The organism is Thermogymnomonas acidicola (assembly GCF_014646795.1).
In the GTDB taxonomy this organism is placed as follows: domain Archaea; phylum Thermoplasmatota; class Thermoplasmata; order Thermoplasmatales; family Thermoplasmataceae; genus Thermogymnomonas; species Thermogymnomonas acidicola.
The window spans coordinates 222,215-247,418 of sequence record NZ_BMNY01000001.1 but is presented as its reverse complement, the minus strand read 5'-3'; the positions used below and the strand labels follow the sequence as shown (position 1 = coordinate 247,418).

At 58.3% G+C, this 25,204-nt stretch carries 18 protein-coding genes, 1 tRNA gene and 1 pseudogene; 10 read left to right on the top strand and 10 right to left on the bottom strand.

All coding sequences use genetic code 11. From position 1 onward, the window contains the following. The first annotated feature begins 274 nt into the window (after positions 1–274). Positions 275–3,277, top strand: coding sequence for an alpha-mannosidase (locus tag IEW66_RS01285; protein ID WP_188679645.1), 3,003 nt, complete (start codon positions 275–277; stop codon positions 3,275–3,277). 136 nt (positions 3,278–3,413) lie between these two features. Here IEW66_RS01285 and IEW66_RS01280 read toward each other — a convergent pair. The 4 genes and pseudogenes from IEW66_RS01280 to IEW66_RS01265 form a co-directional block, all read right to left on the bottom strand. Then, positions 3,414–3,498 (bottom strand) — tRNA-Leu (locus IEW66_RS01280). 555 nt (positions 3,499–4,053) lie between these two features. Further along, positions 4,054–4,413, bottom strand: a pseudogene (locus IEW66_RS08735) (DNA methyltransferase); the annotation flags it as partial. A gap of 208 nt (positions 4,414–4,621) precedes the next feature. After that, positions 4,622–5,674 carry a ribonucleotide-diphosphate reductase subunit beta gene (locus IEW66_RS01270; protein ID WP_188681136.1) on the bottom strand — a complete coding sequence of 351 codons (1,053 nt, stop codon included), beginning with the start codon at positions 5,672–5,674 and terminating at the stop codon, positions 4,622–4,624. 13 nt (positions 5,675–5,687) lie between these two features. After that, on the bottom strand, positions 5,688–8,324 hold the full coding sequence (locus IEW66_RS01265) for a ribonucleoside-diphosphate reductase subunit alpha (protein ID WP_229657412.1): 2,637 nt from the start codon (positions 8,322–8,324) through the stop codon (positions 5,688–5,690). A 332-nt stretch (positions 8,325–8,656) separates the two neighbouring features. Here IEW66_RS01265 and ftcD point away from each other — a divergent pair, with 332 nt between their 5' ends. The 4 genes from ftcD to ilvA are packed head-to-tail and all read left to right on the top strand — an operon-like array spanning position 8,657 to position 12,769. Then, positions 8,657–9,553 carry a glutamate formimidoyltransferase gene (gene ftcD, locus IEW66_RS01260; RefSeq protein WP_188679644.1) on the top strand — a complete coding sequence of 299 codons (897 nt, stop codon included), beginning with the start codon at positions 8,657–8,659 and terminating at the stop codon, positions 9,551–9,553. A gap of 5 nt (positions 9,554–9,558) precedes the next feature. Then, positions 9,559–10,170 (top strand): cyclodeaminase/cyclohydrolase family protein, encoded by a 612-nt coding sequence (locus IEW66_RS01255; protein ID WP_188679642.1) that lies wholly within the window; start codon positions 9,559–9,561, stop codon positions 10,168–10,170. A gap of 48 nt (positions 10,171–10,218) precedes the next feature. Next, positions 10,219–11,529, top strand: coding sequence for an amidase (locus IEW66_RS01250; protein ID WP_188679639.1), 1,311 nt, complete (start codon positions 10,219–10,221; stop codon positions 11,527–11,529). 16 nt (positions 11,530–11,545) lie between these two features. Next, a complete protein-coding gene (ilvA, locus tag IEW66_RS01245; RefSeq protein WP_188679637.1) occupies positions 11,546–12,769 on the top strand; it encodes a threonine ammonia-lyase in 1,224 nt (407 codons plus the stop codon). Here the strand turns inward: ilvA and IEW66_RS01240 are convergent. Genes IEW66_RS01240 through IEW66_RS01230 form a run of 3 tightly spaced genes read right to left on the bottom strand, consistent with a single transcriptional unit; the run spans position 12,764 to position 14,680 of the window. Further along, positions 12,764–13,039: an acylphosphatase gene (locus IEW66_RS01240; RefSeq protein WP_188679635.1), complete on the bottom strand. Its 276-nt coding sequence runs from the start codon at positions 13,037–13,039 to the stop codon at positions 12,764–12,766. The genes ilvA and IEW66_RS01240 overlap by 6 nt on opposite strands. Further along, the gene (locus IEW66_RS01235) at positions 13,039–14,127 is read right to left on the bottom strand and encodes an OBG GTPase family GTP-binding protein (protein ID WP_188679633.1); all 1,089 of its coding nucleotides are present in this window, start codon (positions 14,125–14,127) and stop codon (positions 13,039–13,041) included. Before IEW66_RS01235 ends, IEW66_RS01240 begins: the two co-directional genes overlap by 1 nt. Next, positions 14,114–14,680 (bottom strand): HemK2/MTQ2 family protein methyltransferase, encoded by a 567-nt coding sequence (locus tag IEW66_RS01230; protein ID WP_188679631.1) that lies wholly within the window; start codon positions 14,678–14,680, stop codon positions 14,114–14,116. Before IEW66_RS01230 ends, IEW66_RS01235 begins: the two co-directional genes overlap by 14 nt. Positions 14,681–14,829: 149 nt before the next feature. On the opposite strand from IEW66_RS01230, the gene IEW66_RS01225 reads away from it, so the two are divergent. Beyond that, the gene (locus IEW66_RS01225) at positions 14,830–17,124 is read left to right on the top strand and encodes a DNA topoisomerase I (protein ID WP_188679629.1); all 2,295 of its coding nucleotides are present in this window, start codon (positions 14,830–14,832) and stop codon (positions 17,122–17,124) included. Continuing rightward, positions 17,105–17,977: a presenilin family intramembrane aspartyl protease PSH gene (locus IEW66_RS01220; protein ID WP_229657410.1), complete on the top strand. Its 873-nt coding sequence runs from the start codon at positions 17,105–17,107 to the stop codon at positions 17,975–17,977. The genes IEW66_RS01225 and IEW66_RS01220 overlap by 20 nt, the downstream gene beginning before the upstream one ends. Here the strand turns inward: IEW66_RS01220 and purH are convergent, their stop codons facing one another. Beyond that, complete coding sequence (gene purH, locus IEW66_RS01215; protein ID WP_188679627.1) at positions 17,978–19,447, bottom strand: bifunctional phosphoribosylaminoimidazolecarboxamide formyltransferase/IMP cyclohydrolase; 1,470 nt, start codon at positions 19,445–19,447, stop codon at positions 17,978–17,980. A gap of 78 nt (positions 19,448–19,525) precedes the next feature. Here purH and IEW66_RS01210 point away from each other — a divergent pair, with 78 nt between their 5' ends. Next, positions 19,526–20,335 (top strand): S26 family signal peptidase, encoded by an 810-nt coding sequence (locus IEW66_RS01210; protein ID WP_188679625.1) that lies wholly within the window; start codon positions 19,526–19,528, stop codon positions 20,333–20,335. Here IEW66_RS01210 and IEW66_RS01205 read toward each other — a convergent pair. Further along, positions 20,319–21,275: a mevalonate-3-kinase gene (locus IEW66_RS01205; RefSeq protein WP_188679623.1), complete on the bottom strand. Its 957-nt coding sequence runs from the start codon at positions 21,273–21,275 to the stop codon at positions 20,319–20,321. The two genes, IEW66_RS01210 and IEW66_RS01205, sit on opposite strands and share 17 nt — an antisense overlap. Before the next feature lie 85 nt (positions 21,276–21,360). Between IEW66_RS01205 and gcvPA the strand changes: the two genes are divergently transcribed. Further along, entirely contained in the window at positions 21,361–22,692 is a 1,332-nt protein-coding gene (gene gcvPA, locus IEW66_RS01200) for an aminomethyl-transferring glycine dehydrogenase subunit GcvPA (RefSeq protein WP_188679621.1), read from the top strand. After that, complete coding sequence (gene gcvPB / locus IEW66_RS01195; protein ID WP_188679619.1) at positions 22,693–24,111, top strand: aminomethyl-transferring glycine dehydrogenase subunit GcvPB; 1,419 nt, start codon at positions 22,693–22,695, stop codon at positions 24,109–24,111. Here the strand turns inward: gcvPB and IEW66_RS01190 are convergent. After that, complete coding sequence (locus IEW66_RS01190) at positions 24,100–25,203, bottom strand: M20 family metallopeptidase (protein ID WP_188679617.1); 1,104 nt, start codon at positions 25,201–25,203, stop codon at positions 24,100–24,102. The two genes, gcvPB and IEW66_RS01190, sit on opposite strands and share 12 nt — an antisense overlap. Position 25,204 lies beyond the last annotated feature (1 nt).

Here is a 25,204-nt window from a genome sequence, read left to right as displayed (position 1 = left end):
TTAGTTTTTGGCCCCACCGGATGGCCCATGCGGTTTCTTGCCCCACCTCAGTTCCCTCAAAAGGCCAGCAACGGGCACGCCCCCGGCTGCAGCCAGGCCCTCACAGGGAAACCCAGGGGGGCCAGGGTGTATGGGATGGAGCCAACCCCCCAGGTGGCCACAGAGTATGCCATTGGAGACCCCTGAAGCCCAGATACTGGGAGAGAGGCGATCCTGGTGGTCGCTACGGAGCAGCTCAGGGCAACCCTTATATTGGCTACACCAATTGTTTCATATGTGGTCGTCAGTTGAATTAAAGGTCTCAAGAAAGATTGACGACATAATATCAATGAGTCACACTTATGTAGAAAGGCTGAGCAGCATCACGCTCAACGGGCGGGATGTGGCCATGCCGTTTTCAGTGCCTGCGGACCCGGACACAGTTTTCGATATCCGCCTCGATGTCTCCCTGCCGGGCCTGGCGGAAGGGGAGGTTTACCTGCTCCTGGTGGATATGAGCGGCATAGGGACAGTTTACACGGACGGCATGAAGAACCAGGCCATAGATCCGGGGCACAGGTACGTGGTCCTGAAGGAGAGGCCACACGGGATCTGTGTGAAGGCCACACCCACATCCCTCTTTGGAAGCAACATGTGGAGGTTTGCCGTGAACGAAGTCATGATAACAAAGACCCACTGGGAGAAGTTCTCGAGGGCTTTGCGCCTGAGGGGCCTCACGAAGTACTTCGCCCAGAACGGTGACATGGCATCGCTCTCCTCGGTACTTGATGGCCTCTACTCGGTGCACGGCACGCCGAATGTGATGCAGCTGGCCGCCACTCGCCTCATGGGGCACCTGACGTACAGGAGCTATGAGGAGGTGGTGGACTTCTACTCCAGTCCGGTCAGCCAGTCCGCCATCAGTGACCTGGAGCCGGGCACATACGCCCTAGCGGCAATAGACGCACCACTGGGGGCCCCGGCTGTGAAGCTCAATGCATGCATCTACTTCATTGGCCACTGCCATATAGATGCCGCCTGGCTCTGGCCCTACAGTGAGACAAGGAGGAAGGTGGAGCGCTCCTTCCTGAACGTGGTCAAGCTCTACAGGGATGGCTATTCTTTCGTCTATGCGCAGAGCTCTGCCCTTTACTACAGGTGGCTGGAGCTCATGGACAGCGACCTCTTCACGGAGATAGGGAGGCTCGTGAGGAGTGGACTGTGGCTCCCCGTTGGCGGGATGTGGGTGGAATCGGACACGAACCTGATCCTTGGCGAGTCCCTGGCAAGGCAGTTCCTGTTCGGGCAGAGGTACTTCGAGCAGAGGCTCGGGAGGCGTGCCAGGATAGGGTGGCTCCCGGATACCTTCGGCTTCAGCGCCCAGCTCCCGCAGATCATGGGGAAGAGTGGCATAGGGGCCTTCGTGACCCACAAGCTAAGGTGGAACGACACCACAAAGTTCCCTCACAACTTCTTCGTCTGGGTTGGCATCGACGGTTCCCGCATTCCGGCCATGCTGGTGAACGATACTTATAATGGGAGCATGGATTACGGTGAGATAGCGAGGGCAGTCTCCGGGGTCAGGGAAAGGGAGGTGCCTTACGCATACCTCTTCGGTCACGGTGACGGTGGAGGGGGTCCGAGCGTGGAGATGCTCGAGCTCCTCAGGTACGTGCATGAGATAGCGGGAGGCGCTCACACCATCTTCTCAGAGGAAGAGATGCTCTGTGACGTTCTTCAATCCTCCGGCTCAGCGGAAGAGGTCCATGGGGAACTCTACGTGGAGAACCACAGGGGCACATACACGACCAACAGCAGGGTAAAGAAGATGGTCTCCAGGCTAGAGGACCTCCTCCTAGCGGCGGATTTTGTGGCATCACTGCAGACCATAGGTGGCCAAAGGGCTGGTGTGGATACACTGAGGGATGATTGGGAAGCCCTGCTTACCGCCCAGTTCCATGATGTTATACCGGGCTCTGCGAACTATTTCGCATACTCGGAGGCCTTCGCCGACCTCGGAAAATCATTGGACAGGGTGTCGAAATTCATAGCGGATCAGGTCAGCGATTTCTCCGGTAGGCGTGGCCTGGCAGGTGGTTACATAGTGCTCAACAGGAGCAGGTACGGCATCAGCGCTGTGCTGGACGCATCGAGCGACCTAATAAACCTCACAGGCGAGGCCCTGGGAGGGCACATGGTGATCAATGCCTCCCCACTCTCCCTTACTGTGCTCGGAAGCATCCAGCGCGCTGAAGATGCTGGGGATCAGGGCCCTGGCTTCACAATCGAGCAGTCCGGCGGTGAAATCCGCGTTGCCACAAGGCAATACGAGTTCTCACTCCACCAGGATGGCTCGTTCAGCCTGTCAAGGGGTGGAAATGCACTTATACAGAGGGCAAGCACGGAGGTACTGGAGGACCTCCCGGCGAAGTTCGATGCATGGAACATAGACCACGATACCATCAGCGAGAGGCACACCCTCAAGAGGGTGGACGTCAGGGTATGGGCCGAGCGCAGGGGAAGGATCCTCACACTGGGGTCCAGGACGGCCTACGAGGACGGTTCAGTGGTAGAGCAGAAGTTCACCCTCGACGCCAGGAGTGAGGTCATAGGCGTGGAGAACAGCATAAGGCCCGCTGGCAGGGAGAAACTCGTCAAGACATTCCTCCGTTCTGGCATAGGGAGCAGTAAGCTGACATGCGAGGTGCCATTCGGCGTGGTGGAGCGCGATTTCGGAAACAAGGGCATGGACCCGAGGTTCGAGTTCCCCGCCCTTCGGTTCGTCAACTGGTCCGATGGGTCCTCCGGCTTCTCCATAGTCTCCAGGGAGATACACGGCTACAGCTTCGTTGGGGGCGAACTCGGCATATCGCTTGCAAAGTTCCCTCTCTACCCCAACCCGTTCTCCGATGCGGACGGGGTATCGAACAAGTTCTACATACTGCCTGACAGTGACTACAGGGAGGTCTACAGGAAGTGCAACTTCGTCCTATACCCACCAATCCTCTGCAGGACATGGGGTGGAGGTAATGCGGACAACAGCGGGGAGATTATGAGTGTGGAGGGCGAAGGGGTTGAAGTCGAATCAGTGAAGCCAGCCGAATCGGGGAAAGGGATCGTGATAAGGGCCTACTCCCTCGACTCCCCAGCCGCAGTCAGGATAACGGCGCCATGGATCAGGGACATGTCCGAGAGCAATATCACAGAAGACGATGGGCCAGCGATACAGGGAAGTGAGGTGCATTTCAAGAAGTTCGAGATCAAGACGCTATTCGTTCCGTTCCAGGCAGGAACATAGCCTCAGGATCTGTATTCCCAGGGCATAATGCCATGGTGCTCCACAGGTTCTTTCCGCTCACCTGCTGTCACCTGTGGCTTCTTGCTGCGAACCAGCCTGGGACAAGAAAACTGGAGTGATCTCCCGCATCCCAGAGTGCAGGGGGAGGGATTTGAACCCTCGTATCCCTACGGAACCAGACCCTCAATCTGGCGCCTTTGACCAGTCTCGACAACCCCTGCCCGCTCTGCAGACGGGAATTTTTGATCGCTTATTAATTTTGGTCTCCTGCCCGAGGGCTTCCTGAAAATGAATATGTACTCATGCCTGAAGACATAGTAGGCACCTGCCATCGCCCTGTACCTCCAGAGGTCACTCTGCCCCCTCTTTCCCTTGGTCTCGGTGAAGTTCTTGACCACTATGCTCTTGAGGCTGAACCCGCAGGCCAATGCCCTCTGCATGGCCAGGAATCCGACCGGGTACCACTGTCCCCTGCTGAACTTATCTCCTATAACCAGCGCCATGTGCCCTCCGGGCCTCAGGACACCAATCGTGTTCTCGAACACCTGGCCAAGTGCCTCAATGAAATCATCAAGGCTCCCAATTCCGGAGAGGTCACCTTCAATGCCGTTGAACCTTATTATGTCATGGTACGGTGGGTGCAGTACTGCCAGGGAGATCCCACCCTCAGGGACGACGTCGCTGAGCCTGAAGGTCCTGCTATCACCCCGGAATGTCATGACCGTGGCGCCGAACGGGTTCGGCTCGGACTCTATGGACGATCTGGCGGCTTCAAGAACCTTCCCGTCGATGTCAATACCGATGCCGTTGCGGCCGAGCCTCTTGCACTCTATGAGTGTCGTGCCACTCCCCACGAAGGGGTCAAGTACCCAGTCCCCCTTCTTCGTGAACATGAGCATCAGCTGCCTGGGGATCTGTGGGACGAAGTTACCCCAGTACCAGGCGGAGTGTGAGCCACTCCTGTCACGCCTCTGGAATATCCAGAGGCTGTCGGTGATGACCTCGTCGTAGTCCCTCCACCTGGTCAGGTCTATATCGCTTATGCCGTTGCTCTTCTCCTCAAGGAAGGACTCCAGGATCTTTTTCACATAGTGCTTTGCCCTCTCCTCAGTCCGTGCCTGCAGTGCCTTCTTCATTTCCAGGAGCAGGGCAGGCCTCTTCCTGGGCTTTCCCCGGGCATCGCCTGGCACGTCCATTGTTGCCAGGGCACCTTTGATCCTGTCCCTCACGCCCTGCAGGCCGGTGCAGGACATGGCGTCCCTGAGAGCGGACAGGAAAGCCTCGGTGGGGTAGAAGAGGTCCTCGTCGCCCATGTCCAGGGATTATGAGTTGTTAAAAATATGTTCAGCCCTCACCGGGCGGCCTCAGCCTGTTGAAGTTGAGCGAGCTGCCGGACTTCACGTAGTTGGTGACCCTCCTCTCGAAGAAGTCTGTCTTCGTCATGTTCATGGACGCGAAGGTGTCCACCCAGGGCATGGGGTGCTCCTTGACCTCGGGGTACGGCTCCGGCAGGTCTATGGACCTGCACCTTATGTTGCCCAGGTACTTTATGTACCTGTCTATGAGGGCATCCGTCAGGCCCAGTATCTGGTTGTGCGTCACGTACTGTCCCCAGGCTATCTCGTGGCTCACCGCCGTGGTGACCATGCCCAGCAGCTCCCTTACCATCCTTTCATCGAACAGCTCCGGCCTCTCCTCCCTCAGCGTCCTTATGATGTTTGTGAACAGGGCAAGGTGGGTGTTCTCGTCCCTCTGTATCAGCCTTATGAGGCTCACCGTGCCGCCCATCTTGTCCTGCCTCCCGAGGGCGTAGAAGAACGCAAAGCCGCTGTAGAAGTACACGCCCTCAAGCAGGAAATCTGCCATGCATGACTTGACGAAGTTCTCCTCCGTGGGGTTGAAGATGAACTCCTCGTAGAGGTCGGTTATGAACTTGTTCCTCCTGAGCAGGTGCTCGTCATCCTTCCACATCGTGTAGACCTCTTCCCTAGTGAGGGAATCGACAACGGATGTCAGCAGGTAGTCGTAGCTCTGTGCGTGTATGGTTTCGAAGAACGCCTGTGCCTTCAGGCATGCCGTCACCTCCGGCGCCGTTATGTATGACGCCAGCGCCCCGAGGTTGTCGATCTGTATGCTGTCCAGGAATATCAGGAAGGAAAGGGTCTTCTTGTAGGCCTCCTGTTCAGCCTCTGTCAGGTTAGGGAACTGCTTCTTGTCGTCTCCCAGGGGCACCTCGTCGGGTATCCAGAAGAAGCCACGCATCTTCTTGTAAAGGGCCTCAGCCCATGGGTACTTGCAGTGTGCAAACTCAAGGAGGTTGGTCGTGTTGCCCCCTATTAGGCTCTGCTGGGACAGGTCCCTGGAGCCATCGGGGTTGAAGAGCCTCTTCATCTGCATCATGTAGATCACCTCACGAGCTGCAGGACTCGCATACGGGTGCTGCCTGCGATATCTTCTCCTCCTCAGGCGTGAAGTTCCTGAAGTAATAGAGGGTCTTGATGCCCAGCTTCCAGGCCGTGTAGTAGAGATCCAGGAACTTCTGCTCGTCCATGTCAGGGGTGGCGTAGAGGTTTATGGACTGACTCTGGTCTATGTGCCTCTGCCTTGCAGCCGCGGCCCTGAGGGACCACATCTGGTCAATCTGGTGGGCGCTCTTGTAGAACCTGAGCGTCTCAGGGGACAGGTCTGGTGCCACCTCCTTTATCAGGAACCCCTTCTTCTCTTCTGTGTAAACGGGTTTGAATATCGGGTCAACGCCTGCGGTGGAACCCGCTATGACTGAGGTGGACCCAGTGGGCGCTATTGCGAAGAGGTACCCGTTCCTGATCCCGTGCTTCCTTACGTCCTCGGCAAGCTGCCTCCACCTCTCGTCTGTATACCCCCTGAGCCTGAAGTACTCCCCTGTCTCCCAGTCGCTGCCCTTGAAGAGTGGGTAGGCCCCCCTCTCCTTGGCAAGCTCCATGCTCGCCTTTATGGCGATGTAGTTAATTTCTTCAAAGAGCCAGTCCGCGTAGCGCACGTGCTCCTCCGATTCCCAGTCTATGCCCTTCTTGGCTAGGTGCTGGTGGTAGCCCGATATACCTATGCCTATGGCCCTGTAGCGCATGTTTGTCCTCACGGCCTGCGGAAGCGGCAGGTGGTTCATCGTTATCACGTTGTCCAGCATCCTCACCTGCACCGGTATGACCTCCCTGAGCTTCTCCACAGTGTCCGTCCTGCCGAGGTTTATCGACGAAAGGTTGCAGACCACCAGGTCCCCGGGCTGGAACCTGTACACGATCTGCCCGTCCTCCTCCTCGCTGCTTATCCTGACGGTGGGGGACTGGTTCTGGCATATCTCCGTGCACAGGTTTGATGAATATATCATGCCTGCGTGCTTGTTGGGGTTCATCCTGTTGACTGTGTCCCTGTTGAATATGAATGGCCCCCCGGTCTCGTAGAGGCTCTTGAGGATCAGTGCCATCAGGTCAAGTGCAGGTATCTCCTTCCTCGAAATGCTCTGGTCCCTTATGCACTCCTCGTACCTCCTCTCCCACTCCTCTCCCCAGGAGTCCTCAAGGGCCCAACCCTTCTTCTGCAGTATCTCGTGGGGGTCGAACAGGTACCAGGTCTCGTTCTTCTCCAGGGACCTGTAGAACCTGTCAGGCACGCATATCCCAGGGAATATGTCGTGTGCCTTCCTCCTCTCGTCACCGTTGTTGGTCTTTATGTCAAGGAAGTCTATGATGTCCTTGTGCCAGATGTCGAGCCATATGCTCACCGCACCTGCCCTTTGCCCCAGCTGGTTCACCGATACAGCAGTGTCGTTGTAGAGCCTGACCCAGGGTATCACCCCGCTGCCCGCGTTCTTGTAACCCCTGATGTCGCTGCCCAGCGCCCTCAGCTTTCCTATGTATACTCCCATGCCGCCACCGTTCTGTGATACCTTGGCGAACGTCGTGAGGCCATCGAAGATCCCGTTGATCGAGTCGTCAGGGGTGTCCACGAAGCATGAGCTGAGCTGCCCGTTTGGCCTCCTCGCGTTCGCGAAGGTGGGAGTGGCCATCGTTATAGAGAGGGTCGAGAGGACGTCGTAGAACTTCCTGGCCCATGATATCCTATCCTCTTTCTTTTCAGCCAGGGCCAGGTAGGCGGATATGCCCATGAAGACCTCCTGCGGGAGCTCCAGAACCTCGTTGTCCACACCCCTTATGGCGTACCTGTCGCTAAGGTGCTTTAGCCCCGGGTAGTTGAACAGGAGGTCCCTCTCCGGCTTTATGTACGACCCAAGGACCCTGAGGCCCTCTTCCCCGTATTCCTCCAGGACTCTCGGGTCGTACCTGCCGATAGATGTGAGGTATCTCACAAGCTCCGGGAAGTGGCCGTAGACGTTGCCGTCCATGTGCCTGTTCCTCCTGGCCTCCTTGTAGAGGTCATGGAGGAGGAGCCTGGCCGCGACGAACGTCCAGTTTGGCCTCTCAACGCTCGCCTTCTCGTTTGCAACCCTTATGAGCGTTTCCTGTATGGCCTTGGTGGATATGCCGTCGAAGAAGTGGATCTGCGAGTCAAGCTCGAGCTCTATGGGGTCTACCCCGGAGAGACCCTCACATGCCTTCTCTATGACCTCCCTGATCTTTGTTATGTCTATGGGCTCCTTCTGCCCTGACCTGTTCGTCACGGTCCTGGGCTTCAGCTTGAGCTCCACCTGCACCGAGTTTCCAGAATCCACGCTCACCCTCTTTGGCTGGAGCACGCCTATCCTCTTCTTCTCCTCCCTTATGATCTCCCTCTGCTTCCTGTAGAGTATGTAGGCCTCTGCCACATCCGCAAAGCTCTCGCCGTTGCTTGAGAACGTCATGAGCGCCTTCTCCACCATGTCCTGTATCTGTTCGACGTGCGGTGTGCCCTCAACCCTCTCTAGCTCGAGGAGCACGTGGTCTGTCACGTCCTCGGCGTCAGCCCACGTCCCGTGGCCTGTTGACTGCATCGCCTTGAATATTGCCCTCGTGATCTTTGTCCTGTCAAACGGAACGACTGTACCGTCCCTCTTGATTATTGAATCCTTCATCTGTTATCCCTCTCTGCCTCTCTTTCCTACGGGTAAATCATGCCATCTGCATGGCTCCCTTATTTCCTTGTGTGTGACCCTATGATCACATGGATGTGATCAATATGGATCACCTGCCTCTAGAATATCCGCATAACAGCATTTAATCCTATCCACACGTGAAAAACTACAATGTGCCCTTTTCGTGTGTGCCCTGGCCCGGCCCTGGGCGTTGGGGGCAGGCCGTGAAGCGGCACACCCAGGCTCGCGAACACAGGTGCCTGTCATGCCCCAGGTCTGCCCCTGTGGCTGCACAGGCTAAGGTTTTTTAGCACATAGGGCTCACCGGGCTTATGAAGCTCGTGGAGTGCGTGCCCAACTTCAGTGAGGGCAGGGTGAAGGCAAGGGTGGACGAGATAGCCTCATCAATATCATCCGTGGAAGGCGTCAGGATACTGGATATAGAGATGGACGAGAACCACAACAGGTCTGTGATCACCTTCGTTTGCCCCATTGACAGGGCCGTTGAGGCAGCATTCAGGGGGATAAAGAAGGCATCAGAGCTGATCGACCTGGATAGGCACACGGGTGCGCACCCAAGATTCGGGGCCGCAGACGTTGTGCCCTTCGTGCCTCTGAGTGGCGTAACGATGGATGAATGCGTCGCTCTTGCCAGGGAGCTCGGGAAGAGGGTCGGCGAAGAGCTGCAGATACCCGTGTTCCTCTACGGCGAGGCAGCGATGAGGGAGGAGAGGAGGAGCCTGGAGAACATCAGGTCCCAGGGCTTCCAGTACGAGCAGCTGAAGACTGCAATAGCGGAGGAGAGGTGGAAGCCTGATTTTGGCCCCTCATCTGTCGGCAAGGCCGGCGCCACTATAATAGGGGCCAGGGACTTCCTCATCGCCTACAACGTGAACCTGAACACCTCTAACCTGAACATAGGCAAGAAGATAGCTAAGGCCCTGAGGGCAAGGGACGGTGGCCTGACATTTGTCAAGGCGCTCTCATTCTACCTTGAGGACAAGAAGATGGTGCAGATCTCGATGAACCTAACAAACTTCAACAAGACGCCCATATACAGGGCATTCGAGCTCGTGAAGCTGGAGGCATCAAGGTACGGCGTGAACGTGGTGGAGTCCGAGATAGTCGGCCTCGTCCCGCTTGATGCCCTCCTGGAGAGTGCGAAGTTCTACCTCCAGCTCAACGGCTTCAAGAACAGCCAGGTGCTGGAAAAGAAGCTCTGGGGGTGAGGCCGGTGGAATCACTTGACAGTTTCATGGAGCGCCTGGCCTCACCAAGCCCTGCACCTGGGGGTGGAGCTGCCAGCGCACTGGTGGCCCTGACAGCGGCCTCCCTCATCACCATGGTCTCTAAGATCACAATGGAGAAGAAGGGATACGAGGACAGGAGGGAGGAGATGGCCCGGATATCCTCCAGGTCCCTGGCGGCATCGGAATCGCTCAGGCACCTCATCGAGGAGGACGAGAGGGCCTTCAACAGGGTCGTCCAGGCCTGGAAGATGCCGAAGGCAACGGAAGAGGAAAAGGCCAGGAGGGCGCAGGCACTCCGGGAGGCGTCCAGGTACGCCATATCGGTACCGTGGAAGATCGCCCTCGTCTCCTCCGACATAATGGACATGGCAGCTCAGGTGGCCAGGGACGGGCTCAAGAGCGCGGTTACAGATGCAGGCAGCGCCGCGGAGTTCGCCCTGTCCGCCGCAAGGGCGGTCCTCCTCAACGTCAGGGTGAACGCGCAGAACCTAAGTGATGGGGAGAGGGAGGACGAGGAGATAAAGACCAGGCTCTTCCTCGAGGACATGGAGTCGAGGCACAGGAAGGTGATGGAAACAGTGGGCGGGCGCATGTAGGTTCACCAGGGATCTCAAGTTTTCTATACATTCCAGGGATACCCAACCATGTCCTCTTCTGTATACTCTGACCCCGGATTCAACCTGGCGTCCATGCTGGCCATGGGAGAGGAGGAGAGGAGAGAGGTTATGCACGGGGCCTTTGAAAGGGCCAGGGATGCCAACCCACTGCTGAATGCATTCATAACGCTCCTGGATGAACCAAGGGCCTGTTCAGGGCCGTTCGCATACATACCATATGCCGTCAAGGACATCGTGGACACGGAGGGCATCAGGACAACGGCCGGTTCAAGGGTCCTGGCTGATAACGTGCCAGGTGAGGACGCACAGGTCGTCAGGAAACTGAAGTCGCTGGGGGCTGCCATGGTTGGAAAGACTAACACGCACGAGTTCGCATTCGGGCCCACCAACGTGAACCCTTGGTACGGGCCTGCCAGGAACCCCCACGATACGGAGAGGATAAGCGGTGGCAGCAGCGGCGGGTCAGCTGTTGCAGTGGCATCCGGCATGAGCGTGTTCGCCATAGGCACCGACACGGGTGGATCAGTGAGGATACCCGCGGCACTGTGCGGGGTGGTCGGTTACAAACCAACCATAGGGTACATAAACACAGGAGGGGTGATACCTCTCTCATACTCCCTGGACCATGTGGGCTTCCTCACAAGGAGCGTACAGGACGCGCAGATCTTGCTGGATGCCCTCCTCGACACCGAAGGGGCTGCCCTGAGGCTCTTCCCACCAGATAGGAGGTACACGCCAGGCGTGGAGGGCTGCACCCTGGGCGTCCTGGAGGACTATGTGGAAGCATCAGACAGCCACGTGAGGAGGGCGTTCGAGAGGGCAGTGGAGGCCCTGAGGGCGTCTGGCGCCACGGTGCGCGGGGTAAGGCTACCGCATGTGGACACTCAGGGCCTGTACGGGAGGATCAGGGGCGCAGAGGCGGCCCACTTCCACTCACGTTACAGGGACAGGTCCGGCATGTATTCTGGCGAGATCCTTGCCAAACTGGCGCCCGGCATGGAGGAGAGGGCCACGGAGTACGTGGGGGCACAGATGGAGCGCATCGTGCTGGCAAGGCAGGTTGACAGGCTCATGGACGGCATAGATGCCTTCATATCGCCCACAGTCCCTGTGGAGGCACCCCGCATCGGTGAAGCAGGCATGGAGGTCCACTCAAGGCTCAACGCGTTCACGCACATCTTCAACCTCACCGGCCAGCCGGCCCTCTCAATACCCATAGGTAACGGCGGGGGCCTGCCGGTGGGCCTGCAGGTGGCAGGGAGGAGGGGCGGTGACATACCCCTCCTCTCCCTGGGCATCTCCATGGAGGGTGCGGTGATGGGAAAAAATGAGAGGTAGTTAGGGATCACGCACCATGGTCTCTTCCGTTCTACCGGGCATTGACCTGATCAGGGAGGCCCAGGAATTCCTTAAGGGCAGGATAGTCAGGACGCCGATGGTCGGCAGCGCAACGTTCAGCGAACAGTTCGGCTGCAGGATCATGTTCAAGATGGAGAACATGCAGAAGACAGGCTCTTTCAAGATCAGGGGAGCCCTCTTCAGGATATCCAAGATACCCAGGGAGGAGGCAGGGAAAGGCGTCGTCACCGCGAGCGCAGGCAACCATGCACAGGGCGTCGCCTACGCGGCCAGGGCCAGCGGAATCAGGGCAAAGATAGTGATGCCGGAATACACCACCCCGGCGAAGGTGTCTGCGGTGAAGGGCTATGGTGCCGAGGTGGTCCTCTACGGCCAGGACTACAGCGAGGCCAGGGCAAAGGCAGGCGAGATAGCGGCAAAGGAGGACATGACCTTCATAGAGGCCTTCAACGACCCCTACGTTATAGCTGGCCAGGGCACCATAGGCCTGGAGATGCTCCAGGACTTCCCGGAGATGGACACCGTGCTCGTGCCCGTTGGCGGTGGCGGCCTGATATCGGGCATAGCCACTGCAGTGAAGTCCCTGAAGCCGGACGTGAGGGTCATAGGCGTCCAGTCGGAGAACGCGGACTCCATGAAGGTGTCATTAGAAAAGGGAATAATCGTGGAGCACACCACAGGCTTCACCATCGCGGACGGCATAGCGGTGAAGTACCCCGGTGACCTCACCCTGCAGGTCTGCAGGAAGTATGTCGACGAGATAGTGACAGTGTCGGACGAGACCATAGCCCTGGCGCTGTTCAAGCTGCTCGAGAGGAAGAAGACCCTTGTCGAGCCCTCGGGCGCAGCGGGCCTCGCTGCGGTCATGGAGGGCAAGGTCGACGTCAGCGGCAGGAACGTTGGCATAGTCCTCTCTGGCGGAAACGCCAACCTCCTCCTGCTTTCCAAGATAATCTACAAGTCGCTGGAGATAGAGGAGAGGCTGGTGAGAATAGATTTCAAGATCCCAGACAGGCCGGGCACGCTGTGGAGGATATCCAACGCGATATCCAGCGTGGGCGGGAACATATACCACGCGGAGGTGGACAACCTGGCCAGGGACACCCCTGTGGGCTACCAGTCTGTGAGGTTCACAGTGAACGTCAGGGATTCAGAGCACGCGGCTGCACTCGTGGAGAAGCTGAAGACACTGGGCTTCTCCTTCCAGGTGGTCTCATAGGCGCACTGTGAAGTCCATGAACTCCTCAGCCTCCACCTCCTCCAACTGGACCCTTGTGACCGATGCCAGCCTTATGGACGTGCGGCAGTAGTCCACAAGTTCCCTGACCCTTTCCTCAGGGCCCTGCAGGAGAGCCTCGACTGAGCCGTCGGGCATGTTCATCACCCAGCCCCTCACACCAAGCCTCCTGGCCATGTCTGCTGTGGACCTCCTGAAGTTCACGCCCTGTACCCTGCCGAAAAAACGCACCCTGTAACTCTTCATGCCCATCAGTTCCTGCTTATTATCGTAACGACATCGCCGTCATATACCTCATGATCCAGGCCCACCCTCTGCTCCCCTATCCTCCTTGACGGGCCTGAGACTATGGCGTACCTGAAGGACGATAGCATCTCCCTGCTTATGTGCCTGCAGACGTCCTCTATCCTGACCCCCTTCCTCAGCACCAGGGGGCGCTCGTAGTCGATCCTGCCTGACTTATCCCTCAGGTATATCCTGACCAGAGACAGGGAAGAGAAGATCCTCTCCTTCAGTTCCTCTATGCCCAGGCCGCTGGCTGCGGAGACGAGCACGTAGTTCTTCACCCCTCGCAGCCTCTCCATAAGCTCTTCCCTGCTGTGCGGCATGTCCACCTTGTTCACCACTGTGAGCGAGGGCACGTAGACTGCGTTGCCCCTGAGGTATTCCACCAGGTCGTCCTGCGTGATGTCCTCCCTCAGGAACACCTCCGCGTTGACTATCCTGAACTCCTTCAGTATGTCCCTGATGTCCTCGTCGCTCATCGACAGCTTCCTGGGCCTGTGTATCCTTATGCCGCCACTGTTCGTCTTCTTCACAGAGATGTTCTTCCTCTCCCTGTCCAGTACAATGCCTGCACTGTACAGTTCTGACCTTATCTTGTCCAGGCCCTCCACGCTGGTGTCCGTGACCAGGAGGACAAGGTCAGCGTTCCTGACCATGCTGAGGACCTCTCTGCCCCGTCCAGCGCCCCTGGAGGCATTCTCTATGATGCCGGGAAGGTCCAGTATCTGTATCCTGGCGCCCTTGTATTCCAGGGTACCGGGCACAACACGGAGTGTTGTGAACGCGAAGTTACCTGTCTCGCTCCTGGAGTTGGTGAGCCTGTTGAGGAGCGTGCTTTTTCCCACGTTGGGGAAGCCCACCAGGGCCACGGTTGCGTCCCCGGACTTCGGTATGGCGAAGCCGGTTCCGCCACCCTTCCTGTGGCTCTCGGCCTCCATCTGCAGCCTCGCCAGCTTTGCCTTCAGGAGCCCTATGTGCTTCTCCGTCGCCTTGTTGTACTCCGTCCTCCTGAGCTCCTCCTCTATCTCCCTGATCCTGTCCTCAATGCTCCCCATCCACCCTCACCACGTAGAGGAAGATCGCTTCAAACTCGAACACCCTTCTCGAGACCTCTGTAAACTCATAACGGTCGAAACGGGAAAAGAGCTCCTCCCTGGGGCTGAGATCGGAGAGTATGATATAAGCCTGACCCCCCTTCATGAGGTGTTCAGGGAGCCTTTCCAGGAAGCGCCTGACGACCACCAGGCCGTCACTGCCGCCGTTCCACTCCGGGGGTTCCCACTCCTCTGCCGGCAGGTAAGGGGGGTTGAAGAGGACCGTCCTGAACCTCCCGTCTGGGAAGAGGTCTGTGAGGACAAGATCGATGCAGACTCCGTTTAGCTCCGCGTTCCTCCTTGCGCATTCAATGGCCACTGGGTTTATGTCAGTGGCGGTCACACTGAGGCCCCGGAGAGCGTGGTATATGGAGACCACGCCGGTACCGCAACCCACTTCCAGGATAGGCCCCATTACTTCAGGCGCCTGGAGCATCATCTCCGTGTCCTCCGCAGGCTCGTAAACACCGGGGCAGCACCTGTACATCACCCCGGACATGGAGTGGATGGTCATCCAGCGGTATATTTATTAATGCTAGATATGTTTGATTTGCGGATCATGCGGCCAGAGAAAACCACACAGTCATGGCCATGGGGGGCTCAAGCAGTCATGTTAAAGCGTGATGCAGGCATTCAGGTACTCCCTGGGAGGCGGGGATCGCCTTGAAGTGTGCCATAATAACCGAGAAGGCCGATGTTGCAAGGAGGATATCGTTCTTCCTCTCCGAAGGTAAGGCGAAGTCAAAGCGCTCGAAGGGCCACAACTACATAGAGTTCGAGAAGGACGGGAACACCTACGTCGTCGTACCGCTGAGCGGCCACATAGTGGAGATAAACTTCCCGCCATCCATGAAGGACTGGAAGTCCGTGGATTTGAGGAAGCTGGTGGAGAGCGAGACGGTAATCGAGGTAAAGAACAGGTCCGCCTACAGCACCCTGAAAGACATAGCCGCTGATGCAGACCAGATAATCATAGCAACGGACTACGACAGGGAGGGGGAGCTCATAGGCATGGAGGCCCTCAACATAGTCCTAGAGGAGAGGCAGCGGAGGCATCTGGGCATGCCTGACATAAAGAGGGCCAAGTTCAGCGCCCTCACGAGGCAGGAGGTCACGGAGGCCTTCAGCAACCTTATAGACGTGAACAAGGCAATGGCGGACTCTGCCGAGGCCAGGGAGGTCATAGACCTCCTGTGGGGTGCGGTGCTCACGAGGTTCTTCTCCAACGCCACTGGGCGATGGGGCAGGGACTTCCTCTCAATCGGCAGGGTGCAGACGCCCACCCTGGCCCTGATAGTGAAGAGGGAGAGGGAGATCCTGTCCTTCGTGCCGGAGAAGTTCTGGAGAGTGTTTGTATCATTCGATAAGGGCGGTACCTTCAGGGCGGAGCACGTGGAGGGGAACATAAAGGATCACAGGAGGGTGGAGGAGATCCTCTCCAAGGTGAGGGGGAAGGACGGCAGAGTCAGGTCATTCGAGAGGTGGGAGGAGCCCATAAGGAGGCCGGCACCCTTCAACACCAACGAGTTCCTGAGGGAGGCATCCAGGATAGGCATATCACCTGCAAACGCCATGAGGATAGCGGAATCGCTCTACAACAGGGGCTACATAAGCTACCCGAGGACGGACAACACCGTGTACAACCGGTCTCTCCCCCTCAGGAAGATAGTGGAATCGCTGGCTGAGACACAGTTCAGCAGGGAGGCTAACATGGTGCTCTCCCTGGACAGCGTGAGGCCCTCCAGGGGCAGGACGGAGGCAACAGACCACCCCCCCATATACCCGGCCTCCGCGGCTAAGAAGGGCGAGCTGACAGGGGACTATGCGAAGATATACGAGCTCGTTGTGAGGCGCTTCCTGGCCACACTTTACACAGACGGCACCAGGGAGGTCAGGGAGGCCACAATCGAGGTCTCGGGCGAGGAGTTCAGGGCGAGGGGTGTCAGGGTGACGGAGCCTGGGTGGCTCTCCATATATACTTACCACAGGCAGGCAGAGGCCTTCCTGCCTGACCTGCACAGTGGCGAGGAGGTGAAGGCCATAGACTGGTACGAGGAGGAGGACGAGACGAAGCCCCCGCCCAGGTACGACATGTCCTCCCTACTGAGGAAGATGGAGGAACTTAACCTTGGCACCAAGAGCACCAGGCACGACATCATAGAGAAGCTGCAGAAGCGGGGCTTCATAGAGGGGAACCCCGTGAGGCCCACGCCCCTGGGCATGTCACTCATCGACTCGATACTTACTGTTGAATCGAAGATCTCGGAGCCGGAGATGACCGCGGAACTGGAAGTGGACATGGACAGGATAGCAGAGAACAAGGTGGACAAGGAGAGTGTGGTGAACCAGTCCAGGAAGATGCTCAGCTCCGTGCTCGAGGACTTCAGGGAGAAGGAGGACATAATAAACGGAAAGATAAAGGAGGCAGAGAACAGCGGTGAGACCGTCGGCCTCTGCCCCGTGCATTCAAGGGAGGTCATTGCGATCAAGAAGAGGGACCACTACGAGATCAGGTGCACCGTGGAAGGGTGCCCTATCAATTACAGGCTCTATGCCAGGGGCTCGATCAAGAAGACGGACGAGAGGTGCAGCGCCTGCTCGAAACCTCTCATAAAGGTCATAAGGAAGGGCCAGTCCCCGGAGCTCAGGTGCATAGACCCTGCGTGTGCGTTCAACGTGGAACGCTCCAGGATGGGGAAGTGCCCGTCGGACGGCGGTGACCTTGTGGTGAGGCAGTCGAGGAACGGAAAGAGGTTCCTGAGCTGCTCCAACTACCCGAAGTGCACCGTCAGCTACCCCCTTCCGCAGATGGGCACCGTGGAGCCCACAGGGCAGGTGTGCCAGTACTGCGGTGCACCAATCCTCCTCTCCATCCGGGGCAGGAGGAGGTGGAGGTTCTGCCCCAAGATGGATTGCCAGTTCAACAGGAGGAGGGGGGATGAGGAACCGGCTTCCTGAGATATTCACTATGGCCATATTCGTGGCTTCGTCGCTGTTCGCAGTGTACCTTGCAGAGGCACTGATAGAGATAAGCCCTGGCATAAAGAGCACAAGCTCGACTAGTGGCATATCAATAGTGTTCGTCTACATCGCTGTTGCCATAGCCTTCACATTCGTGATACTCTTCGTGGCCAGGCGGCGCAGGATCAGCATCCTCAGGTACGTCTTCTACGTCCTGATAGCGTATGTTACCTTCTTCGTCTCCTCGATCCTGGCTGCCATCGTTTCCGTGAACATCGTCGAGTACTATGTGATAACCTTTGCCATACCTGTTGTGATCCTGGTTTTCCTGCTGGTGAGCAATGAGTGGTACGTCATAGACCTAGCGGGCTTCTTCCTCTCCGCAGGCGTCTCGGCGGTGTGGGGAGTGGAGATTGGCATCTGGGCCGCTGTGGTCTTCCTGGTCGCCTTTGCCATCTACGACTACATAGCGGTCTACAAGACCAAGCACATGGTGAGCCTGGCCAGGGTTGCAGTGGACGAATCGATACCGCTGCTCTTCGTATCTCCGTCGCGGAGGAACTTCACCATGAGGGACCTGACCTTCGACAACAGGGGGGAGCAGGAGGTGCTCATGCTGGGCTTCGGGGACGTAGCGCTGCCAAGCATACTCGTTGTCTCTTCCGCCGTTTACGGCATCTCCCACCCACTTCCGTTCATAGGGCTGCCACTGGCCGGTGCACTTGCAGGCATGGCGTTCCTCTTCTTCTTCAACAAGAACAGGCCAGCGCCCGGCCTGCCATACATAAACACGGGCGCCATCCTCGGTTTCCTCATAGCCTTCTTCATGTACTTTCCCCTGAGGCCGTGATCAGTGCAGGAATACCCTCTTACCGGTGAAGTAGAGCGATATCCCACCCTTCTCCGCAGCCTCCATGACTTCTCTGTCCCTTATTGAGCCACCGGGCTCTATTATGGCGGAAACCCCGTGCTGCGCAGCGATCTCTATGCTGTCCTGGAACGGGAAGAAGGCATCGGATGCCATGACCGCCCCCCGGGCCCTCTCCCCTGCCTTTGAAAGCGCGATCCTCACGGCCTCCACCCTTGACGTCTGCCCCTGCCCTATTGCCACAGTGGCACCGTCCTTGGCCAGCACCACAGCGTTGCTCCTGCAGTGGGCAACAACCCTCCAGGCGAATAGCAGGTCACTGACCGTCCCCTGGTCTGCCTCTGGCCCAGCAACACGCTCCAGCCTTTGAGGCTCCACATCCATTGCATCCTGGACAAGGAAGCCGTGCATCACCGACCTCACACGCACCCCGCTCTCCCTCTCTACGCTGCACCTGAGAACCCGGAGGTTCTTCTTCCTGGATAGCAGCCTCAGTGCCTCCTCCGTATATGATGGGGCCACAAGCACCTCCATGAAGAGTTCGGACATGGCCCTGGCGGCATCCACATCAACCTCCCTGTTGAGAGCCACTATTGAGCCGTACGCGCTCTCCCGGTCCGCATCCAGCGCCCTGAGGAATGCATCCTTCAGGTTGCCTGCGGTTGCGGCACCGCAGGGAGTGCCGTGCTTCACGATGACGGCCGCAGGCTCCTGGAACTCGGCCACGGCGGAGAGAGCGGCATCAGCGTCCATGATATTGTTGTAGGAGAGCTCCTTACCCTGTAGCTGCTCTGCACCGGGTATGCCCCTGCCCGACCCGTCATGGTAGAGGTACCCCCTCTGGTGTGGGTTCTCCCCGTACCTCAGGGCCTGCCTGAGCCTGGACGATACCAGCAGGAAGTCCCTGTTGCCCGTGCCAAGGGCCCTGTCAAGCGATTCCCTGATCAGTATGTCGTAGGAGGCTGTGATGGAGAAGGCCTTCACCGCCATTTCCGCCCTTGTGCTGTAAGGTATCTCTCCCCCCTCCTTATATTCCCTTGCCACCCTCTCGTAGTCCGCCGGGTCGCAGACCACGGTTACCCTCTGGAAGTTCTTGGCGGCAGCCCTTATGAGTGCAACGCCGCCGATGTCTATGTTCTCCACCATGTCCTTGAGGTCAGCATCTGCGTACTTCTGGAAGGGGTACAGGTTCACCACCACCATGTCGAAGAGGAAGTCATCCCCGCCCCTGGACAGGATCGCGCTGAAGACGTCAGGGTGCAGGGTCTTCACGCGGCCATCCGCCCTCGTCGAGAAGCCGGTGATCTCCGAGAGCTCGATAGCGTCTATGCCGTTTTCGCTGAGGAAGGACCAGGTGCCGCCTGTTGCGTATACCCTGGCACCCCTCTCCGTGAACTGCCTTATGAACTTATCGAGGCCACTCTTGTCGTAGGTGCTGGCCAGTATATTCATGGGTGTGAATGCCGACCGGGCTTAAAACACTATCAAGCGGGCCCGGGCAACTTTTATCAGAACCGGTTCACATGCCGCATGGCCATGTCCCGGTGGTACAGGTCATCAGCGTTCATCGCTGTAGTTGTGATAGTTGCAGTCATAGGCGGCACAACGGCATACTGCGGCATCTGGCCACCTGTCTCCGTTGTCGAATCGGGGAGCATGCAGCACGGCAGCTACTGGATGCCCGGCGTCATAAACACTGGCGACATGGTCTTTGTGAAGAGGACCCCGGATCCGTATTCATCCGTCGTCACGTATGTGGTGGGCAGGGAGGAGGGCATAAGGACCTACGGTGAGTACGGCGATGTCATACTCTACAGGGCACCCAGCGGCGAGGTCATAATCCACAGGGCCATGTTCCTGCTCGAATGGCACAATGGCACTCCATACGTGGTTGGCTACCACGGACAGAGCTGGCTTGTGGTTACCGATAATTACGTCCTCATAAAGGATGTTGGTTACTCCCACAGGAACTTCTACTTCCCCCTGGCACCGGTCAGGAACGAGACGGGCTTCATAACCATGGGTGACCACAACTTTGCGGTATCTCCGGTCTACAATGCAACCCTGGACGCATACGACGCAGCGGACCAGTCGCCCCCGCCGGCCGGCTTCGGCTTCCCGCCGGTGAAGGCATCCGATGTTGTGGGCATAGCGTTTGGCCAGATACCGTGGTTTGGGCTCATCAAGCTCAACCTGATGAGGCTACAGGGGGACTGGCCATACTACAACGAGGTGCCAAAGGGCTCTTACAGGGACCTGGGGATATCCCTTGCCGCCATAGTGGTGGCTCTGGTCTTCCCCTACAGGGGTGTGGCCAGGAGGGTCAGGAAGGGCCACTGAAGTGCGGCGGGCCAGCCACCCTGAGGACCTCCACGCCGCTGCACATGGGCTCAAGCGCAGACACGAGTTCGGGCACATCCCCCTTCCTGGCGGGCACGAAGACATTCGTACCGCCCGTAACTATGTAAGTGCACCACACCTCTCTCCTCAGCTCCCTTACCCTGGACATCAGGGCCCTCATGCCGTCCGTGATGACGTGTACGCCAGACGCTTCGACTAGCCTGTGGTACTCATCTGTGTCGCCCATCGCGAGCTCGAAGATCCCCTCTATGTCCCTTGAGGCGGCCAGTTCCCTCAGCGTTCTGCCCTTTTCCCTGGTGCTCTCGACCCTCTTCTGATAGCCGCTGTTCCGCACAACGCTGCTGTGAATGGCGTCCGAAGGGTTCCTCTTCTCGCTGAACCTGCAGGCAATTATCCTGTACTGTGAGAAGTCCCGGGCGTCCAGGAGCCTCTCCGTCCGCAGGCCTTTGTCCGGATCTGTTATGGTGAGGCCGCCAAACAGGCTCCTGCCCACGCTCTCAGATATCATCCTGAGGTCGTCCTCCATTTCAGCGAGGGAGAGACTTCCGCCTGATGCTGAAGATAGGCAGAGGCCGAATGCCGCAGCGGCACCGTCTGAGCTGCCGCTGATCACGTTCACGTTTTCCGATTCGAACGATACCCTTTCCGCACCATCTATGTACTTGGCATACCTGTCTATGAGCCTGAACGGTGAACGGGGGGATGACGCGTCTATTTCGGCACCGTTGACCGTGCCGCGCCTGGGTGAGGCGTAGAAAAGCCTCGTCCTGACCATTGTCCTGCCGTCATCCGATGTGTATGCTATGCCGGCTGAGAGGTGCAGCGGGCGCCTCCTCATCGGGTCGGAGATGCCGCCCAGGAGTATTATCCCGATGGTCGGGTAAGCAACGGCCCAGTTGGCCTGCCCTTTGGGATCCATCCTCCCCGTTATCTGCATGCTCTATTAAAATGTGGCCGGATGGGAACGTAAAATAACTGGCTCGGGTTACCGAGCTTGGTCTCCCATGAACCACAGCGATGAGGTTGAAATGCTCAGCTACCTGGGCATAGGTAGCGTTGACGATCTCTTCTCCGACATTCCCCAGAAGGTCAGGAAAAGCGGCATCGATTTACCTGACGGGATCAGCGAGCTCGAACTGACAGCGCTGGCCGAGTCCGTGGCGTCCATGAACAGGAAATACCGTTACAGCTTCCTGGGCTGCGGCGTCTATGACCGCTTCGTCCCGGCCGTTGTGGACACCGTCATCTCCAGGGGCGAGTTCCTCACCTCTTACACCCCGTACCAGCCAGAGGTGTCACAGGGCACGCTTCAGGCCCTTTTCGAGTACCAGAGCCTGATGAGCCAGCTCATGGCCATGGACGTCACGAACTCCTCCATGTATGACGGCTTCACGGCCCTGGGTGAGGCGGTGAGGATGGCATTCAGGATCAACGGAAGGCACCAGGTGCTGCTCCCTGAGAACATATACACGAGGAAGCTGGGCGTGATAAGGAACTACACCATCGGCCTCGGTATGAAGGAGGCCTTCTACAGGGTCGACCGCTCCACAGGATCCCTGGACATCGAGGACCTGAAGGGTAAGGTGGGTAGCGATACCTGTGCGGTGGTGGTGGAGAACCCCAACTCCTTCGGAATCCTGGACCCTGAGGTGAGGCACGTGAGGGAGGTGATAGGGGACGCCGTGCTGATAGCCTACGTCGATCCTGTGTCCCTGGGCATTGTTGTGCCTCCCGGGGAGTACGGGGCGGACATAGCGGTGGCCGAAGGTCAGCAGCTGGGCATGAGGCCCAACTTCGGCGGCCCGTTCCTTGGCATCATGTCCTTCAGGGAGGAGTACGTGAGGAAGTCCCCGGGGAGGATAATAGGCGAGAGCGTGGACAGCAGCGGGCGGCGCGCTTTCGTCATGACTCTGCAGACCCGCGAGCAGCACATAAGGCGCCAGAGGGCCATGAGCAACATATGCACGAACCAGGCACTGATGGCACTTGCGGCCAGCGTTTACCTTGCAACGCTTGGGCCCGAGGGCCTCAGGGCCGTTGCCTCCAGGACGGTGGAGATGTCATCCCGCCTGATCTCAAGCCTCTCCTCCCTGCACGGCATCTCTGCCGGGCCGTTCAGGGGAACATACTTCTCTGACGTGCCAGTCAAGGTGCCATACAGCCGCGAGGAGCTCAGGAGAAGGCTCGAGAGTGCCGGTATCGCCGGTGGGATACCGCTCCCCTCGGTCATACAGCCACTTGCAGCGGAGTTCCCGGACACATACTTCTTCTCGGTCACGGAGAAGACAACGGATCAGGCCATAGCTGCACTGGCACAGGCGCTGGGGGTGGAGTAGGTGCAGTACAGGCAGGCGAGGTACGATGAACCGCTGCTTTCTGAGATATCGTCTGGAAACGACTACCACCATGTTGAGTCCGGTGCTGCCATACCGGAATCCCTGAGGAGGAAGTCCCTTGACATTCCGTCTGTGGCGGAATACGATGTTGTCAGGCACTACACACGCCTCTCGCAGATGAACTATGCCGTTGACATAGGCATGTACCCTCTCGGCTCCTGCACAATGAAGCTGAACCCCAAGTTTGCTGACCGGATATCCTCCATGCCGGAGTTCAGCACTGTGCACCCCCTGGCCCCTGAGGAGAGTGTGCAGGGCAACCTCAGGGTTATGTACGAGCTGCAGGAGTTCCTGAAGAAGATCTCCGACATGGACGCGGTATCGCTGCAGCCGCTGGCAGGGGCACATGGAGAGTACACCGGGATACTGATCGCCAGGAAGTACCATGAGGTGCACGGTGAGCTGGAGAGGCGCAGGGAGGTCATCATACCGGATTCGGCGCACGGCACGAACCCCGCCTCTGCTGCCATGGCCGGGTTCGATGTGGTTGAGATACCCTCTTCCCCGGATGGCATGGTGGACATGGGTGCCCTGAGGGCCGCGCTGTCAGACAGGACCGCCCTCTTCATGATAACGAACCCGAACACGCTGGGCATATTCGAGGACCGCATACTGGAGATAGCGGATCTGGTCCACTCCGCCGGTGCCCTCCTCTACTACGACGGCGCGAACTTCAACGCCATCCTGGGCAAAACCTCTCCTGGCCTCATGGGCTTCGACATAGTGCACTTCAACCTCCACAAGACATTCGCCACGCCCCACGGGGGTGGCGGGCCGGGCTCAGGGCCTGTGGGCGTCAGGGGCGAGCTCAGGGACTACCTGCCTGTGCCCGTTGTCGAGTACGATGGAAAGGCCTACCACCTGAACTACGACCTCAGGCACACCATCGGGGCGGTATCGTCCTACTACGGCTCATTCCTCATGCACCTGAGGGCCTGGGCGTACATACTCTACCACGGTGGCAACGGGCTCACAAGGAACACCGAGAGGGCAGTGCTCAACACCAACTACCTCGCGAAGAGGCTCTCCGGGGCTTACAGGATACCGTACAAGCCTCTGAAGAAGCATGAGGTCGTGGTGTCCAGCGACAGCACTGGAAGGCGTGCCCAGGACATCGCCAAGTACATCCTGGACAATGGCATGCACCCGCCAACTGTGTACTTCCCGCTCATAGTGCACGAGGCCCTCATGATAGAGCCCACCGAGACTGTGAGCAAGGCCGACCTTGACAGGTACGCTGACATAATGCTGGAGGCCGCCAGGGAGGATCCGGAGGGACTGAAGAGGATGCCACTGAACACCGCGGTGGGCAGGATAGACGAGGTGAGGGCAGCCAGGGAGCCGAAGCTAAGGTGGTGAGATCAGCGCTGCCAGGAGGGCAGCCCTGAGTGGCATTTCGTCCACGCTCACCACCTCGCTCTCCGCGTGGGCGCCTGAGCCCACGGCACCCATGCCGTCCAGCACGGGCTTCCCCATCGCGGAGCAGAAGTTGCCGTCACTGCCACCCCCGACCGCACACTCCTGAAGGTCAATGCCAAGGGTCCTGGCAGCCCTCCTGGCCTCCTCGAAGAGCTCCACGGTGGCCCTTGTCCTCTCCATGGGCGGCCTGTTTATGCCGCCCGACACCTCAATGGTGGCTCCCGGGTTGTGCGGTCGCATGGACCTGATCTGCCCGTCGACCCTCTCTGCCTCGCTTAGTGTCCATACCCTCACATCGACCTGCACCTGGGCCCAGTCAGCGATCACGTTGCTCCTGGTGCCCCCACTGGCCACGTTGACGCTCACCGTGGTGCCCCTGGCAGTGTCCGAGAGGCTATGGAGGAAGAGAACTGCCCTGGCCATCTCATCTATGGCGTTCACGCCCTTCTCAGGCTCGAGGCCTGCGTGAGCGGCCCTGCCCCTGAATGTAACAGTGTAGTCTCCGACTCCTTTCCTGGATGTCTTTATCTTTCCGTCCTGGCTCGGCTCCATCACGAAGACCCTGCTGCTCCTGGAAGCAAGATCCTCTATGATCGGCCTCGATTCCGTGCTACCTACCTCCTCATCGCCGGTGAAGAGGGATACGAAGCTACCACCGTGCTCCGCCGCGAACTGCATGGCGTACAGGCACTGTACCATGCCGGCCTTCATATCGAAGACCCCCGGCCCGTAAGCGAACCTACCGTCCGTCCTGAACGGCCTTTTCCCGATGGTGCCCTTCGGCCATACGGTGTCGTAGTGGTTCAGCAAAAGGTCTTTCCCATCCCCGCATAAAACTGCGTTTCCAGAGTTCCCCAGCCTTATGATCCTGGCGCTTATGCCTGTCAGCCTCTCCACAGTATCTGCAAGCCACTCCGCAAACCCGTCCAGGAGGTCCTTGTCTGTGGAAGGCGTCTCCATGCTGACCATTGTGGACAGGAGGGAGAGCATCTCCTCCCTCTTCCCGGCCATCCACTCCCTGACGCCCTCCATG